General features: G+C 41.4%; 12 protein-coding genes. 1 reads left to right on the top strand and 11 read right to left on the bottom strand.

Annotated features, from left to right (window positions below; all coding sequences use genetic code 11):
• Positions 1–64: 64 nt before the first annotated feature.
• From M3180_RS22050 to M3180_RS22015, 8 genes are all read right to left on the bottom strand, one after another.
• A complete protein-coding gene (locus M3180_RS22050) occupies positions 65–1786 on the bottom strand; it encodes a type 2 periplasmic-binding domain-containing protein (protein WP_251671553.1) in 1722 nt (573 codons plus the stop codon).
• A gap of 85 nt (positions 1787–1871) precedes the next feature.
• Positions 1872–2741, bottom strand: a complete 870-nt coding sequence (locus M3180_RS22045) for a carbohydrate ABC transporter permease (RefSeq protein WP_251671551.1) — start codon at positions 2739–2741, stop codon at positions 1872–1874.
• A gap of 12 nt (positions 2742–2753) precedes the next feature.
• Entirely contained in the window at positions 2754–3683 is a 930-nt protein-coding gene (locus tag M3180_RS22040) for an ABC transporter permease (protein ID WP_251671549.1), read from the bottom strand.
• Positions 3684–4345: 662 nt separating this feature from the next.
• The gene (locus M3180_RS22035; RefSeq protein WP_251671547.1) at positions 4346–5146 is read right to left on the bottom strand and encodes an AraC family transcriptional regulator; all 801 of its coding nucleotides are present in this window, start codon (positions 5144–5146) and stop codon (positions 4346–4348) included.
• Between the two features lie 230 nt (positions 5147–5376).
• Entirely contained in the window at positions 5377–6348 is a 972-nt protein-coding gene (locus M3180_RS22030; protein WP_251671545.1) for a tRNA dihydrouridine synthase, read from the bottom strand.
• Between the two features lie 144 nt (positions 6349–6492).
• A complete protein-coding gene (locus tag M3180_RS22025) occupies positions 6493–7611 on the bottom strand; it encodes a TolB-like translocation protein (RefSeq protein ID WP_251671543.1) in 1119 nt (372 codons plus the stop codon).
• Positions 7612–7695: 84 nt separating this feature from the next.
• Positions 7696–9150, bottom strand: a complete 1455-nt coding sequence (locus M3180_RS22020) for a sensor histidine kinase (RefSeq protein WP_251671541.1) — start codon at positions 9148–9150, stop codon at positions 7696–7698.
• A complete protein-coding gene (locus tag M3180_RS22015) occupies positions 9140–9835 on the bottom strand; it encodes a response regulator transcription factor (RefSeq protein WP_251671539.1) in 696 nt (231 codons plus the stop codon). The genes M3180_RS22020 and M3180_RS22015 overlap by 11 nt, the downstream gene beginning before the upstream one ends.
• 582 nt (positions 9836–10417) lie before the next feature.
• On the opposite strand from M3180_RS22015, the gene M3180_RS22010 reads away from it, so the two are divergent.
• Positions 10418–12283: a beta-L-arabinofuranosidase domain-containing protein gene (locus M3180_RS22010; RefSeq protein ID WP_251671537.1), complete on the top strand. Its 1866-nt coding sequence runs from the start codon at positions 10418–10420 to the stop codon at positions 12281–12283.
• Positions 12284–12680: 397 nt separating this feature from the next.
• On the opposite strand, the gene M3180_RS22005 is transcribed toward M3180_RS22010, so the two are convergent.
• Genes M3180_RS22005 through M3180_RS21995 form a run of 3 tightly spaced genes read right to left on the bottom strand, consistent with a single transcriptional unit; the run spans position 12681 to position 16326 of the window.
• Positions 12681–13775: a Ger(x)C family spore germination protein gene (locus M3180_RS22005; RefSeq protein ID WP_251671535.1), complete on the bottom strand. Its 1095-nt coding sequence runs from the start codon at positions 13773–13775 to the stop codon at positions 12681–12683.
• A 2-nt stretch (positions 13776–13777) separates the two neighbouring features.
• Complete coding sequence (locus M3180_RS22000; protein WP_251671533.1) at positions 13778–14887, bottom strand: GerAB/ArcD/ProY family transporter; 1110 nt, start codon at positions 14885–14887, stop codon at positions 13778–13780.
• Positions 14884–16326, bottom strand: coding sequence for a spore germination protein (locus tag M3180_RS21995; protein WP_251671531.1), 1443 nt, complete (start codon positions 16324–16326; stop codon positions 14884–14886). The genes M3180_RS22000 and M3180_RS21995 overlap by 4 nt, the downstream gene beginning before the upstream one ends.
• Between the last annotated feature and the right edge of the window lie 300 nt (positions 16327–16626).

Below are 16626 nucleotides of genomic sequence, written 5' to 3'. Positions count from 1 at the left end.
TTTCATCCCATTGCGTTTATATGAAGCTAGTGTTCTGTCCCAGCCTCATAGAACTACCTTTGCATTAATCCAGCATTGTTTTATCGCCGAATTGTGCTTCCCAAGCAGCTTTACGCTCATCAATGATCGCTTGACCGCCTGATTTCAGGTAATCGTCCATGCCAGAATCATATACTTCGTCAAATTTGTCAACAGGTGCAACAACAGCTTTGTTCAAGATCGTATCACGTTTTTCTTTCAGTGCTTGACCTTGACCATCCTCTGCCTTGATTTCACCCACATTGACGTTCTGACCGATACGTCCTTGATTCGTTGTAATCTTGTGTGCTACTTCAATCAATCTAGAGTCAACACCAGCATAACCGTTAGCAATCGATTTGACTGTCAATTCAGGATCGCCAAGGTCAAGACCATTACTTGTAATCGTGTAGTCAATGTTTGCTGGAGAGTTCATAATTTTCTCGCCAGTTGCTGCAATTGTCTTTAAGGAACCGTCCTCTAACTTCTCGTGAGTAACGCCTTCCTCTCCAAACTGTAGGAATACGCGATTTTCAAGCTTGGAAATCCAATTCACATAAAGTAGAGAAGCAAGTGGTTCTTTGTTCGTTGCCGGGAAGAATATTTTACGGTCAACAGGACCTGATAAGAATTTCTTATAAACACCAGCATCGTTCGGGAATGATTCAATAGCAACATAAGCTGCATCTGGGCCAACAAGTCGCTGAAGGCTCGCATGAATGCTGTCCTCACCATTACGATATGGATAATCCCAGTTGTGCATGAACGCTCCCACATAACCCAATTTCATAAGATTATCCTCTGTTGTATCTCCAGCAGGATAAAGTGGGAAGTCTTTCCAAATAAGACCTTCGTTATACCACTTGTTCAATACTCTAATACCTTCTTTGTAATTAGGGAAAAGGAAACGACGATCATCAAAGCCATTAATGAAGACGTCTTTATCTGTTATATCATTAGGCACGAATGATCCAGTCAAATGATCTGCACGCCAGCCCACATCAAAGCTTGTAGAAAACGGAATCATCTTGTCTGCATCTGCTCCTAGTAGTGTAGAAGCGTTGTCTTTGAATGCTACTAGCATATCTTCAAATTCTTGTAGTGTTGTTGGTGCTGGAATATTAAGTTGCTTTAGCCAATCCTCACGTACAAACGTATTAATACGGTTTAGTATATTTAGCTTACCTTCTAACGCCCACAAGGTTCCCGTGTTAGGATCCTGATCCCAATAGATGTTAGTATCCGTTAAATACTCCCACATATCTGGTAATAGATCTTTGTATTCTTCCAGAAGAGGAGCTAAGTCAAGAACACCACCCATGTTCGCATAGGTTTGGATTGTTGGATAAGAGTAAGTGAGACTGACATCAGGTGCTTGATTCGCTGCCAGATAGTTGTTAATGACCTCAGTCTCTGTCCAACGTGGAACAGGAACAAAAGTAACTTCTACATTATGGTCACGAAGCATCCCATCTTTAATATATTGTGTATAGAAGTTATCCTCTGGAGGCGTTCCCCCGTCATTACCACGGTCATAAATCTCTACTGTAATTTTACGAGTTTCCTTAAATTTCAGGTCAGAATCTAGACCTAGCGCTTCTAATCTAGCATCGCCGCTGCCTTCTGAGTTATTAGATGCAGCAGGTGTTGTACTATCTGCTGGAGCAGGTGAAGATGATGGTGCTGGTTTGTCGCTCGTGCATCCCGCAATTACTAGCGCAAAAGCAATAATAACTGTCAGAATGGACATCGATTTACGAAATCCCATGTTTGTTCCCCCTCTTTTTCATTCACTTTTTTTGAATTAATTTATAAAAATTGACATAGCCAATTTCTATCAGGTGTTAAAAGAACTAACCTTTCACCGCTCCGATGGTAACACCGGAAATAAAGTATCTCTGCAGCCAAGGGTATACGAGCAAAATCGGTACCGTCGCAAACATAACGGTTGCAGATTTAATCGTTTCAGATAGACCTGGGCTTGAGAAGCCTTCCTGTGTAGCCACCTCAACACTCGTAATACTATTAAGTATGTTATAAAGCAGCAATTGAATAGGAAAGTAGGTTCTATCAGACATAAACATCAATGCATCCGAGAAGCCGTTCCATCTACCTACCGCATAGAACAATGCCAACGTTGCAAGCACAGGCATTGAAAGTGGAAGATAGACACTAACGAGTACTCTAAGCGGCCCTGCTCCATCGAGTTCAGCTGATTCTCTAAGACTTTCAGGAATCCCGAATAAGAAGCTGCGCATGATGATGACATAAAATACACTAATACTATTTGGTATGATTAATACTAGCGGATTATTAAGCAAGTGCAGCTCTTTCAAAAGCAAATAGGTTGGGATTGTACCCGCACTAAAGTACATCGTAAAGAGAATAATTGCTAAAATAATTTTTTTGCCTTTCAGGTTGTCATAGATAAGCGGGTATGCACACATAACCGTCATAAACATAGACCATAGTGTGACGATTACCGTTAGAATTGCTGTCCATAGTAACGACCATGTGTATTTAGAATCTCCAAGCACAGTCATGTAAGCATCAAAATTCAGTCCTACAGGCCAAAGTAACACTTCACCTTTCACTAAAGCATCCGCTGAGCTTAAAGACCGTGCCAAAATATTCAACACTGGCAGTAGACAGGCCAAGACACACAATAAACAAAATGCTGCGATAACCCAATCTCCGATTTTATGGCTTCTTGATTTAATCATGTTTTCAGCCTCCTACCAAATGCCACGATCGCCAGATTTTTTTGCAAGAGCGTTTGCTGCAAACAAAAATATGACGCACACGACTGATTGAAATAAACCTACGGCAGTGGATAGAGAGAATTGCAATCCACGAATACCGTTATTGTATACGAATATGGAAATAACGTTAGAGACTTCTGAGACAAGCTTATTACTTAGTGCGTAAGGTCTATCAAATTCACTACCTAGAATTTGTCCTAGGCTTAGAATTAGCAACACAATAATGGTTGGACGAAGTCCTGGCAGCGTAATATGCCAAATCTTACGTAAACGACTTGCTCCATCTACCGCTGAAGCCTCATAAAGCTCTGGGTTAATCCCTGCAATGGCTGCTAGATAGATGATGGTATTCCAACCACAGCTTTGCCAAATGCCCAGAAAAATGTAGGTGGCAACCCAATACTTAGGATCATTTAGAAACGGAATGGACTCAAAGCCCATATTGTTTAACAAGATGTTGACAAGCCCTGTAGTCGGAGCAAAAAGCTGAAGTGCCATACCTGAAATAATTACCCATGATAAAAAGTGTGGCATATAAACTACAGTTTGCGTGAACTTCTTAAACCGTTTGAAAGCTAGTTCATTTAAGATGATTGCTAACATAATAGGCGCTGGAAATCCAATCAGTAAGTCTAGAAAATTAAGTAAAAGTGTGTTTCTAAGCGCATAAAGAAAGTCGCGATTGGAAAATGCCTTTATAAAATATTCAAATCCATGATTTGCTGCCCATTCCATCTGCCAAGGGCTTTGTACAATGCTATAGTTTTTGAATGCTATTTGAATGTAGCCCATCGGAATATATCGGAAAATGATAAAGAAGGCCATCGGGAGTGCAAGCATCGCATACAGGATCCAGTAACGTTTCATATAGACTAGCGATTTACTCATCTTTGTAGTTGACATATATGATACCCGCCTTACATATTAATTTTTCTTGCTTTTTCCATAAATTAAGAGGTGCTGTATAGCTCACGTCAATCCCTCTTGTACTGCTTGTTTTAAAGAAGCACCTCCTCCATCGTTTGGCGTCTGTGTTCATCTGATTCCCCAACGTGATCAAGATTTCACTCTCACGGATCACGTTCTGAAACAGTAGGCTCAGCATTCCATCGCCATTCTCGCAAGAGGCGTACATTGCACTGTGCAAGGGTGCTGCCTGACCAGATGATGTTATCTCCCTTGTTTGTAACCGTTATCAAAGCAATAATTACCAATCAATCAAACTTTTCAACTGTACTCTTAATCTATCTCAGTTATTCAAAATTTCTTCCACTGAACAGTTAAGTCGCTCTTTGATCAAGTCGCTCTAGTTGGTTTGATTGTTTTCATGATCCATGAAGTGTCTTATTAGTAAAATAAAGCGTTTACACAAACTACAAAAAATAAAGGGTCTAATTTAACATTTTTTTCATATTGAGTTCATCGTGTTGGCAACGATCAAGATAGCCAAAACACTTTTGTTCGTTAATTACAATTTAGCATTGAAGATACATTTCGACAATAGTCTGAATATAGTTAAGGAAGGCTAATTAAAGATAATTTTTTGTGAAAAAGAGTACTTTTCGCTAGTCTGGTTGTTTTCTAAGACATTGTGATGGTGAATATCCTTTAATCATTTTAAATTGCTTTCGGAAGTGCGACAGGTCTTTATACCCGCATCGCTCAGCTGCCTCAGTTACGTTACATTCGCCATTTTGCAGCATATCCTCTGCATGATTAATTCTCGTTTGCGCCAAGTATTGATTGACCAGCATACCCGTCTCATTCTTAAATAATGCCCCAAAATAAACGGTATTGAGTCCTACCAGATTGGCAAGCTCTTTAACAGAAATATTGCTTGCATAGTTTTCAGAAATATAGCTGATCGCCCTTTTCACACGATAGTCTGTGCTAGTGGGGTCTTTTTTCAAGAGAATCAGCTCATATAATCTATGAATAATGACAAGCAGCAATCCTCTTGTTTTTATGCGGTACCCCGCTTCCTTACGAACCCAGACATTGGATAGCTCATGAAAAAGCCCGATAAGGTCACTTTTAATTCCAATGTGCGTCAGCAATGGAAGAGGAAGGCCGTCTAGTTCGCCATCCATCCCATAGAGTGTGAAGTTAGTAGAGTACACGATCATAAGATCGTCGACGATGCAGTGTGCTTTACGAAGGCTACCTCGTGGAATGCAAAGAAGATCTCCGCGTTTCACCTCGTATTCTACTCCATTAATGACATAGATTCCTTTCCCTTCTATGACATAAGTAATGTCACAAAATGTGATTTCATTTTCTGCGATTTCCCACGTTGGTGTACACTTTCTATAAATCAAGTAGCCGATATCAGGAACTAAGAAGTCGTCGTTAATTTCTACTGACAATTGAATCTCCTCCCAATATATAAACTGTAATTTATACCCTATAACTATAATTTGACCTTGTCAATAAATATTCTTCGACACGAATACTGAAATGTAGACATTTAAATCATCACTTTTTTGTACTTTTTATCATAAAAAAGAAGCAGGAGTTACCCTGCTTCTTTTGTACTCTATTACACCTTTATGCTCCCTTGTGCACCAACCAGATACTGACTTCACGTACACATCGTTTACTTATCTAAACCAATATAAAATTCCTGCAGCACGTTTCGAACCTCATCTGTGGACTTTGTTTGCATGAGTTTATCCTTCAACTCATCTGCCTTATCGAATCCGTTAATATAGATCTTAAAGAATCGAAGCAGATGAACAAACGGTCTTGGCTCCAATTCTGTTGAGTACTTATCATATAACTCTATATGAAGCTTTAACAGCCCAATTTTTTCATCTCTGCTATGATCTCTTGGATCTTGCTCAAAGGCAAATGGATTATTAAATATACCTCTACCGATCATAATTCCATCTATTCCATATTGCTCTGCAAGCATTAAGCCTGTTTTCCGGTCAGCAATATCTCCATTAATCGTTAATAATGTGTGCGGTGCAATCTGATCTCGAAGCTGCTTAATTTCAGGTATCAGCTCCCAATGTGCTGCTACTTTACTCATTTCTTTCTTGGTCCGTAGATGAATAGACAGATTTGCAATATCTTGCTGTAGTACATGTGTTAACCACTCACGCCATTCATCAACATGCGTATATCCAAGTCTAGTTTTTACACTTACCGGTAATCCGCCCGCTTTAGCAGCTTGTATAATATCTGCAGCAAGCTCAGGTTGTAGGATAAGCCCACTGCCTTTCGCTTTAGCTGCAACATTATGTGCAGGACAACCCATATTAATATCTATCCCTTTAAAGCCGAGCTTAGCTAAGCCTACACTCATTTCTTTATAGTATTCAGGGTTATTTCCCCATATATGTGCAACCATCGGCTGTTCATCTTCCGTAAAGTATAATCTGCCACGTTCACTATATATACCATCTGGATTACAGTAACTTTCCGTATTAGTAAACTCCGTAAAAAACACATCCGGTCTACCTGCTTTAGCAACTACATGACGGAACACGACATTGGTTACGTCTTCCATAGGTGCAAGTACAAAAAACGGTTTAGGTAACTCTTTCCAAAAATTATCGTTCAATGTTATTCCATTCCTCTCATGTCCTTACGTTAACCGTTAAAACATTATTATAACATAAAAAGGATTATATCCTCAGAAACATTAAAAACGTCAATAATCCCTCACCTTATAAGAAGATGAGGGACAAAATTTCTATAAACAAACTTATTCAGTGACATTCGTTGCAAGATGTGCTTGAATTTCAATTACACTGCTTTCATAGCTGCTTCCGTTCCATACGGTGTAGGTTAACTCCTTGCCAGACGGGTTCCACGTAGTACTTAGTGAGCTTTCCAGATTAGCTGAAATCCGAGTTTCTTCGTCAGAGAGCACATCATATACATACAATCCCTTAACCATCGCTCCATTAACCTCATCCTGCTTGCTGTACGCGATAAAACGCTGATCTGCCGACCAGGAAATCCCTCCAAGCTCCGCTCCTTGTGCAATCGTTTTTGGGTTTTCACCATTCATACCGCTTAGCACGATTTCGCCCTTCGCTTCACTGTAATGCTCTACCAGCAGTTGAGTGCCGTCAGGTGACGGAATAATGTTGCTTGCTGAATCAAAGCCTAGCTCCGATATCTCTTTTGTTTCCATATCTAAAACCTTTAAGCTCTCGGATGCATTTGTATTATAATAAAGCTTATTTCCGACCTGAGCGACAAGGAATAGGAAATCGTCAGCTATTTCCGAAACTGCTTCGACTTCACCACTAGTTGTCGCTCTATACGCACCACCTGCATAAGAAGCTCCAATCACACTGTCATTATCGACCCATCGAGCGCTCATGGCTACAGGAATATTAACCGTCTGCAGCGTCTCTAGGTTCATAACATAATACGATGGATCACCGATTGTATATTCCTGATAGACTAGATGTTTTTTGTCCGGAGACAGTTTAACTCCCCCGATATATATGTTCTCCTTTTCTAGCAATGGCGTCAACGTATCTGTCTTCAAATTATATTGGTATAGGCTGTGCGGATAGGTGTCTGATAATTCCTCTAGCTTCATGTTACCTAAGGATTCATTTTCCTTAGAGACAATAGCTGTCTCCTCATTCAGCCAGTCGTAAATATACATCTTTTCATATTTTTTAATGTTCCCCACCACAATTTGATCTTCTGCTGGTGGTGTTTTACTTTCATTATCAATGATTGTAATCGTCTTTCCTGGTTCCTTGATAACTACTCGATTCTCCCCGTTATTCCCGCTACAAGCAGTAATAGTAAGCAATAACATAGGCACGGTTGCCATAATCGCTAATTTTGATCTGTTCAATATGATCGCCTCCTTAATGCATACGATACCAGCTGTTTGTTGCAATCTAACCAAAAGTTGTTTCCAACATGTAAACAATCTTATCTAGATTACACTCAAAAACGTTAAGCTAAACGTTGTACCGTTTGCATCTGACTTTACGATAGCGATACTGCCTCCTTGCGTCTCTGCATACCTTTTGGCAAGCGATAACCCAAGGCCAGCGCCGCCATGCTCCCTCGACCGATTTTTGTCCACCGTGTAAAAGGCTTCGAATATTTTATCGGTTACCTCGCTTGGAATGCCTATGCCCGTATCCGAAATTTCGATAACGACCTGATCTCCCTTAACGACATTACTAACATAGATATGGCCGTTTGGTTTGTTGTACTTAATAGCGTTATCCAGTAAATTCGCAAGCACGATATTCATATAATCCTTGTCGGCCTCTATATAAGCTTCGTGCAAATCTGTTACGAGTGTCAGACCAAACTTGTCCATCTTCCCCTTTAGACCGCCTAGCACAGACCCGATCATTTGACTTACTTCAAGCCGTTCCTTGTTATATTCAAAATCATACTTCTGCATCGCCGACAATTGCAGTACCTTCTCTACCATCTCATATAGCCTTTGTGTCTCGCTGGCAATATGACTTCTAGCCGTCATCTGTAATTCCTCATCATCAGAATACATATCAAGTAGATCAATAAAAGCTTTAATAGAAGTTAGCGGTGTTTTGAACTCATGTGTTACGTTACCAATAAACTCCTTCTGCTGTTGGTCAAGCTCAGATAATTTCTGCACCGCGAGAGCTAGCTTCTCCCGCTCCCTGTCTTTATCCTGCATCGTTAACTTAAGCCGTTCACTCATTGCAGCAATTCCTGCACCAAGCTCTCCAATTTCGTCGTTTCGCTTCATTACAGGTGTTTCAAAATGCCCCTCTCGAATGCGACCTACCGCGTCGTTCAGCCTAATAATACTGCGGGCAATAGAATTAAAATAAAAGTAGGCCAACAGGAAGCTGAGCACAAACACCCCTGCTCCAATATAAATGAACAATTGCTTAATTTCTTCATAGAAGGCTTGATGTTCACGAAGAGAATAATAAAACTGGACGACGCCTAGCTGCTCATTCCCTACGCGCAGAGGGGTCAAATAATACATGGACTCTCCCTCTACCAAATAAGCCGTTTTATTCTCCAATGTGTATGTTAGCGTCTGCTTAACACCTTCGGATTGGTGAGGAACATTCCTTCTGCTTATAATAGTACCGTTGCTGTCATATAGAACTACAGGCTGACCGCTGATCAACTCCAATTGCTGACCGAATGCGTCACCTTTAGTTCTTAAAAAATGTTCAGGAATTTTATTAGATTCCGACATGACTGATTGGATGAAATAAACATTGGCAGTTTCGGCTTGGTGAGCTAACAATTGCTCCACTTGTACCTGCTGATTCCTCTCTATTCCCTGAAGTACGAGCAGGCTTAACACAAACACAGTTAGCAATAAGATAGCCGCGAGAAATAAACTAAGCTTTAGCTTGATACTAACTTTCACCGTAGCCTCCAACTGCCTTGTAGCCGATGCCATATACCGTTTGAATGATATCGCCATGCTCCGGCCCCAGCTTTTTGCGTAATCTCTGCACATGAATGTCTACCGTTCGTGTTCCTCCAAAATAGTCCATTCCCCATACTTGGTCGAGCAACTGCTCCCTCGTATACACCCGCTCAGGACTCGAAACTAATAGTGCAATCAACTCAAATTCCTTCGGCGTCAGTTCTAGCCTGTGCCCATTTGCAACAACTGTTCTCTTCGTGACGTGTACCTTTACCTCACCGAGCTGAAGCTGATCCCGATCCTCCTTGTCTCCTACCTGATGCATTCTTCTTAATAGCGATTTAAGTCTAGCGAGCAGCTCCCTCATATCGAAAGGCTTCGTTAAATAATCATCCGCGCCAAGCTCAAGTCCAAGTACTTTGTTTACGATGTCTTCCTTAGCCGTCAGCATAATGACACCAATTTTCCCCTTAGTGTGCAGCTGCTTCAGCACGTCATAGCCATCCATACCAGGCAGCATCACATCAAGAATAATAGCATCGGGCTCAGTCTCGTTAATCCGCTTCACGGCTAAATCTCCACGATCAACTACTTCAACCGTGTATCCCTCACGCTTTAAAGCGTAAGCGATAGCATCCGAGATTGCTTTTTCATCCTCAATGACCATGATTGTTTCATGCATGGCATTAACCGCCTTCCTTGATTCGTATTCTCTCGTTATTATATAAGGTTTGATCTTGAAATTATAATCCGTTTCATTAAAAATAATCAAAGGGTGGAACGTACCGTCTTTCCTACATTCAAAGTTATTCTTGAATCAATATTAATTTCTACATCCATAATGCCCGCCAATCGATATACATTACAACTCGCCCAGCCTCAGGCTTAGAATACGAAGACTGGCTCGCGATGTCCATCGATTTATTTACCCACTAGTCAATGCTGGTGGAAATAGTAACGTGTAGCTATAATGTACATAAAGAACTCTCTCTCATCTTATCCGCGGCTATAACCGTGATTATGATGTGCTAGAAGTCAATAACGGAGAGGAGGCGCTAGAACTGTGCGAAACAAATGACGAGTCTCGTCCTTAGCGATATCCGAATGCCCGTGCTGGATGGCCACTGTATGATCGAAGCTATCTGAGCTGAATCCGAAGCTAAGAAAGTTTTTCGTAAGCGGTTATATTGGCTGGAAGTACACATAAAGAGCGCTTCACCTGCGTATCGAAGGTAATGTATGTAAAATGGGGAGGATAACAAAAATGCAAACCATAAAAGGCACTAACGTGCTCGTGCGCGACAGTGACATCAAGCGTAGAGAAGCGGCAAACCGAGCGTATCTGATGAAGCTGAGCAGCGACAATCTACTTCTGAATTACCGAGTCGAGGCCGGCCGCTTCCACGGGCGGGTCGTCCCAGCGGACGCTCACGGTGGCTGGGAGTCACCGGTTTGTCAACTGCGAGGGCACTTCCTCGGGCACTGGCTCTCAGCGGCAGCGCTGCACTATGAGGCAACGGGTGACAAGGAACTGAAGGCTAAGTTGGAGTATATCATCGACGAGTTAGCTGCATGCCAACATGACAATGGCGGACGATGGATCGGGCCGATCCCCGAGAAGTATTTGCATTGGATAGCCAATGGCAAAAGCGTATGGGCTCCGCAATACAATCTGCATAAGCTGCTAATGGGACTCGTCGATGCACATCGCTACGCAGGAAACGAGCAAGCACTGAAGATCGCTGACCGTTTCGCTGATTGGTTCGTCGACTGGAGCGGTCAATTCTCCAGAGAACAGTTCGACGACATCCTTGACGTCGAGACGGGTGGCATGCTCGAGGTATGGGCAGACCTGCTCCATCTTACCAGACAGGACAAATACAGGACGCTGCTCGATAGATACAATCGCAACCGGCTATTCGAGCCACTGCTCGTAGGGCGCGATCCACTAACGAATATGCATGCCAACACAACGATCCCGGAGGTGCTCGGCTGCGCTCGGGCTTATGAGGTGACCGGGGAGCCACGATGGATGGCGATCGTCAAGGCATACTGGCAATGTGCGGTGACCGACAGAGGTACTCTAGCAACCGGCGGACAGACGGCAGGCGAGGTCTGGATGCCTAAGCAGAAGATGAAAGCCCGTCTCGGAGACAAAAACCAGGAGCACTGCACAGTCTATAATATGATTCGGTTGGCAGAGTTTCTGTTTCGACACAGTGGCGATCCCGCCTTTATGCAATACATTGAATACAATCTGTATAACGGCATCATGGCACAGGCGTATTACCAGGAATATTTCTTGACTGGCAACAAGCACAATGACCCGTCTACCGGACTGCTAACGTACTTCCTGCCGATGAAGGCCGGCCTGCGTAAAGACTGGAGCACAGAGACCGACAGCTTCTTCTGCTGTCATGGAACGATGGTACAGGCCAACGCTGCCTGGAAACAGGGGCTTTACTATGTGAAGGATGATAGCGTATATGTTTGTCAGTATTTTGATTCCGAGATGAAGACAACCATCGGTGGGCTGCAGGTCCGTATTCACCAGAACCAGGATCGTATGAGTGGTAGCATGCTGAATTCCTCGAACACTGCCGGTCATCATGCGATCAATGACATGACCGTAATGCACGAGAACATGCCTGCCTATCGCAAGCACGATTTCATGATCAACATTAGCAAGCCTCAAGCGTTCGAATTGAATCTCCGCATCCCTGATTGGATCCGCGCTGAAGCTCAAGTTTATGTGAACGGGGAGTTGCATGGAGCAACGAAGGCTAGTGAGCAATTCTATGTCATTCAGCGAAGCTGGGAGGATGGCGACCGCGTGAGTCTGCTACTGCCCATCGGTATCCAGTTTGTCCCGCTACCTGATGATGCGAACATGGGGGCATTCCGTTACGGCCCGGACGTGCTTGCAGGGATTGGCGAAGCGGAGCGAATCTTATACGTGGACAATGAGGACATTGCCTCCGAAATCGAACTCGAGAATGAGCGGGAATGGGGAAGCTGGCGTTACTTTTTCAAGACAGTCCAGCAGGACCCGGTGATTCAACTGCGTCGCATCCGCGATATCGGATATGAGCCCTATCAGATCTACTTCAAGCTGAAACGGCTAAGCTAAGACTGCTGAGCGGTCGTACGACCAACAGCCGCAGGGCGCTTGCCTGCGGCTGTTCAGTCGTGTTATATGGACTTAATGCACTAAGGTGGGCTCAAAATATGTGCTTGTGGAATAAAACTAGAATGTTAAAGAGCAGATTTCTGCAATGCCTTAAGAATCTATGAAGAGATGACCCTAATGTATGGATGGAATATCTTTGAAATGTTTTTATATCAGAAAACATTAATTGAATAAAAATATAACCGCCTATAATCTAAATGGCGGTCACATGCCCCGAATGTGTTTATTAGTTTCTATTACTTCAATTAATTCTGTTAACGTGCACCAAAATGACTACTAAGCATCTATTAAACAAAATACCTTTCAAGCGGTTCGGAACGACTGGCTTGTTTTTGAATCACAACAGCCGTTCAACATTAATTAAAGGATATAATTTGATGTCGTAGTCAACATTAATTTTCATATTTTCCCAATACTCCATCCATTGCTCATCAGTTATTTCTTTAGAAAACGGCTTAAGTGAATAGGTTCCGATCTCTAAGGGATCCACTTTCCACTGTTGCATTCTTTTTAATAAATCTGACGTTTGTTCCTCGAGGTAGACCTCAATCTCATGAATTAATTGTTCCAATTGTTCCTCTTTTTGAATATTGTTTTCTCCATGGTATTCTTCAATTCTACCGTTTAATCTCACTTGTAAAGACAAGGATGAATAGTCCCTCGATAGTTTCATGCGAACATTGGATCGAATACGTCCTAAACTGATAGATAACTTGGGAATGGCCAAGATTTTCAAGAAATGATCGTTATCCAGAAGTTGGAAAATTTCATCTTCCACATCTTGAATGACCATTACTTCTTTATCCTTTTGGAATAAGGCTGTCCCTATGTAATTGAAATTGTTCTTATCCGAATGAAAAACCGGCAGAAACGGATCCTTAAAAGGGGAATATAACTTTTTCATAAATTGATGAATATTGACGATGCTCATTTCACCTTGGTTATGCTTCTCGTAATGCTGTAACATACGGTAAAGATAATATTCTTGGTTTTCTTGCTTCGTTAGTTGATTTTTTATATATTCATCAAAATCCCCTCTGACAACCAACAAATAAACACGCATTGAAATATCGGGATCAATCATTAGCGTATTGATCAGTTTTTCAATGCCTCCTTCTTTTGCCAGCTCCTCATTGATTAATAACATTCGCAGCTGCCCCTGCTTTAATTCCTGATAATAAATTAAATTAAACTCCTTGCCTCCCTGTTTTAACAGATCGACTTCTTTGGAGAGCAGACGTTTTTCTTCTTGGATGAGCGGTGGTACTAAAGTACTAATTTTCAATTTTCCTTCCGCCCCCTTATCAACCGACCAGAAAACTACAGGAGCAATCTCTTCGATCATATTGTTCTCGACAAATGGAGAAGAACAACTGGTCATCCACATAAGGCTTACAATCACTAATATACCATAGTGCTTGTATAGTACCATCCCTACATACTCTCCTTTCGTTTAACTGCAGTATATAGAATCGTAGGAACAAGTAAATAAATGAATCCGCCGAGACAGCTCTGAATGTTAAGTAATAATTTTTGACCCGGAACGCTTTGCCATAACCATTGATTCATTAAAATGATGCTTATTAAAATGACGAACCAACTCGACAATAATCCAATCCGAGTCGTGCGTTCGTTCATTTTACTCATAATGACTCTTATGGCTCCATAAAAACACAACAGAAGAATTGAAATGTCGAACACATAATTAAACATATGAAAAGAGATAAGGATGTAATCGATTCGATCTAATGCGTTCGTTTCAATGTAGCTTCCCATATATACTACCGGAAAATTGATCTTGCTTAAGAAGCTCGAACCGTAAAACAATATCGTAGCAATGAACAATAATAAGTATTCAATGATCGTCAGCATGTTACCAATGACCAGATATTTCGTTATTTTTTTATTAGAGCTTAGCCATGGAACCATAAAGGCTAAATATACTGAACCAGAATATGCCGACCAAATAAACAATAAACCCTGCCATGATTGTCCTGACCATTCGGTAGGTATGAGGGGATATAAATCGCGATAATTTGCAATCGGTGGAAAGAAAAAAGGAATAAACACAATTAATATCCACGCCCCGCAAAGAAAGGCGATGACGACAAAACGCAATGTTTTCTCCATTCCATGTGAAGCCACATATAAGCTAATCAAAAGAATCACTAGGATCAGCCACTTTTTATCCATTGACGGATAAATAAAACTATGGAGCATTTCAACGTATCCCAGTGATAGTATTGAAATTTTTAACAATATTATCAGAAAACCAAATATTGCGAAAACTTGAACCATCCGTTTCCCGAAAAGCTGTAAAAATCCTTGATAACCTTTTGCTGCATAACTGGAAGTAAACCATTTAGATAGCAGCATCACATTAAGTTGGGACAGCAGACCCATCACGACAATTCCCCAAATCATATAAGAATGAACCAAATAAACCGGCATAATTAAAACATAATAATGCATTTGCGTACGATTGATCAATAAGAGGAAGTAGATTCCATCAAAGGTTGAAGTTCGATTATATAGACTCTTCACTTCTTTATCTCCTTACGCGATTTCCGCAGTGGTTTTAGGTTTTTAGGACGCGTTTTCATCCATATTAAAGGGCCGCGGATAAAGAGGTCCTTCCAGTCCTTCCCATAAAAAGGGGCGATCGGCGCAAAATAAGGTTGACCTAATGACGTTAATCCATGGATATGTGCAAGAATCCCGATCAGCCCGATCACGATTCCCGGCAACCCAAGAAACGATGCAAGGATAAGAAGAAGAACTTGCATCAGCACCATGGATTTTGTCACTTGATAATTGGGGACTAAAAAGAAAGCAATCGCGGATATACCCATTAAAACAATCAATACTTTACTTGCAAAGCCTGCTTCTACAGCCGCTTGTCCAATAACGATACCACCGATTACACCTAACGTTTGACTGGTTTTAGACGGCATTCGCAAACTTGCTTCTTTGATGATTTCCAGCGTTATGATCATAAAAAATCCTTCCGCAAATGGAGTAAAGGGCAATTTGCTTCTCGATTCCAATAATACGAAAAGTATCGGCAACGGAATCATCTGGTAATGAAATGTCGTTAACGCAACATAAAAAGGAATCATCGTCAAAGAAACAACAAAACTTCCGTACCGGATTAATCGTAAAGCACTTGCTACCGGCCAACGAAGGAAGTAGTCTTCCGGCGATTGGAATAGATGAAAAAAAGTAATGGGTCCAATCAATGCAAACGGTGAATTGGAAATCAATAGCGTCAGCTTTCCCTCTCCTAAGGCATAGGCGCAGGCATCCGGCCGTTCCGTTTGTAAAAACTGCGGTAAGACCGTATGATGATGATCTTCAATAAAAGCTGCAAGCTGAGAGGAGTCTAATAATTGATCATAATCCACACTTTCAATTTTTTTTCTTGCAAGGGAAACATATTCCGGATTAATTAATCCGTCTATGTACAGTAACACAACTTTCGATTTACTCAGTGAACCGACAGTGAAGCTTTCCGTTTTTAATGTCGTTATAGGCAAACGTCTGCGCAACATTGTAATGTTCTTATCGATTTGTTCACTGAAGCTGTCTTTGGCTCCATATATAACAGTTTCCGTTTGGGAAGGTTCAACTGCTCGGCCAAGAGGATTTTCCATTTGGACGCCTATCCATTGATCGTTGACTGAATCGTTTAGAAGAATAAATCCTTGCATTATTTTTTGTTCGGCATCTTCCATCGATAAAACTTCCGAAACTTTGGCATTGGTTATGCATGAAGAAAGCGAAATGCCGGTAGATCGATGAAGTGGCTGAATAATCGCTTCGTTTAAACGCTCTTGATCGATTAACGTTTTTATGTATAAAACATGGACTGTAGTTCTGGTACCCATTTTGTGCTCAACCACTTCAGCATCATCCATATTGTTTAATTTCTGTTTTAGTTCATCGAGCCATGTGGACATTTGGGAGTCGTATTTTTCAACCATAGTCTTCTCCATTATTTACATACTCAAATCATGTGATAATTATCTTGCCCTGTAATTGAAAAATCATACAACCTGTAATTTGGATTTCAATTAGAAATTGCTAACGCACACGATGACGATTCAATCGGCATCAGTATAACTTTCAACATGCATTAAAAAAGGGCATAGCCCATAATAAACTGGTACCCATAGACTAGACACTTTGAAAAAAGTGTTTAAGCTATGGGTATTTTTTTGTACACTGGTATAAGTAGCGGGGGGATGAAATCATGAGCAAGAAACAATTCACTGATATAGAAC

It is taken from the genome of Paenibacillus camelliae (genome assembly GCF_023715345.1).
In the GTDB taxonomy this organism is placed as follows: Bacteria; Bacillota; Bacilli; order Paenibacillales; family Paenibacillaceae; genus Pristimantibacillus; species Pristimantibacillus camelliae.
The sequence above is the reverse complement of the archived record's forward strand: the minus strand, read 5'-3'. Positions and strand labels throughout refer to the sequence as shown.

Coding starts and splice junctions, on each gene's coding strand:
- M3180_RS22005 (WP_251671535.1), bottom strand. CDS start 13,775: ATGGTACTATACAAGCACTATGGTATATTAGTGATTGTAAGCCTTATG.
- M3180_RS22010 (WP_251671537.1), top strand. CDS start 10,418: ATGCAAACCATAAAAGGCACTAACGTGCTCGTGCGCGACAGTGACATC.
- M3180_RS21995 (WP_251671531.1), bottom strand. CDS start 16,326: ATGGTTGAAAAATACGACTCCCAAATGTCCACATGGCTCGATGAACTA.
- M3180_RS22045 (WP_251671551.1), bottom strand. CDS start 2,741: ATGATTAAATCAAGAAGCCATAAAATCGGAGATTGGGTTATCGCAGCA.
- M3180_RS22050 (WP_251671553.1), bottom strand. CDS start 1,786: ATGGGATTTCGTAAATCGATGTCCATTCTGACAGTTATTATTGCTTTT.
- M3180_RS22015 (WP_251671539.1), bottom strand. CDS start 9,835: ATGCATGAAACAATCATGGTCATTGAGGATGAAAAAGCAATCTCGGAT.
- M3180_RS22040 (WP_251671549.1), bottom strand. CDS start 3,683: ATGTCAACTACAAAGATGAGTAAATCGCTAGTCTATATGAAACGTTAC.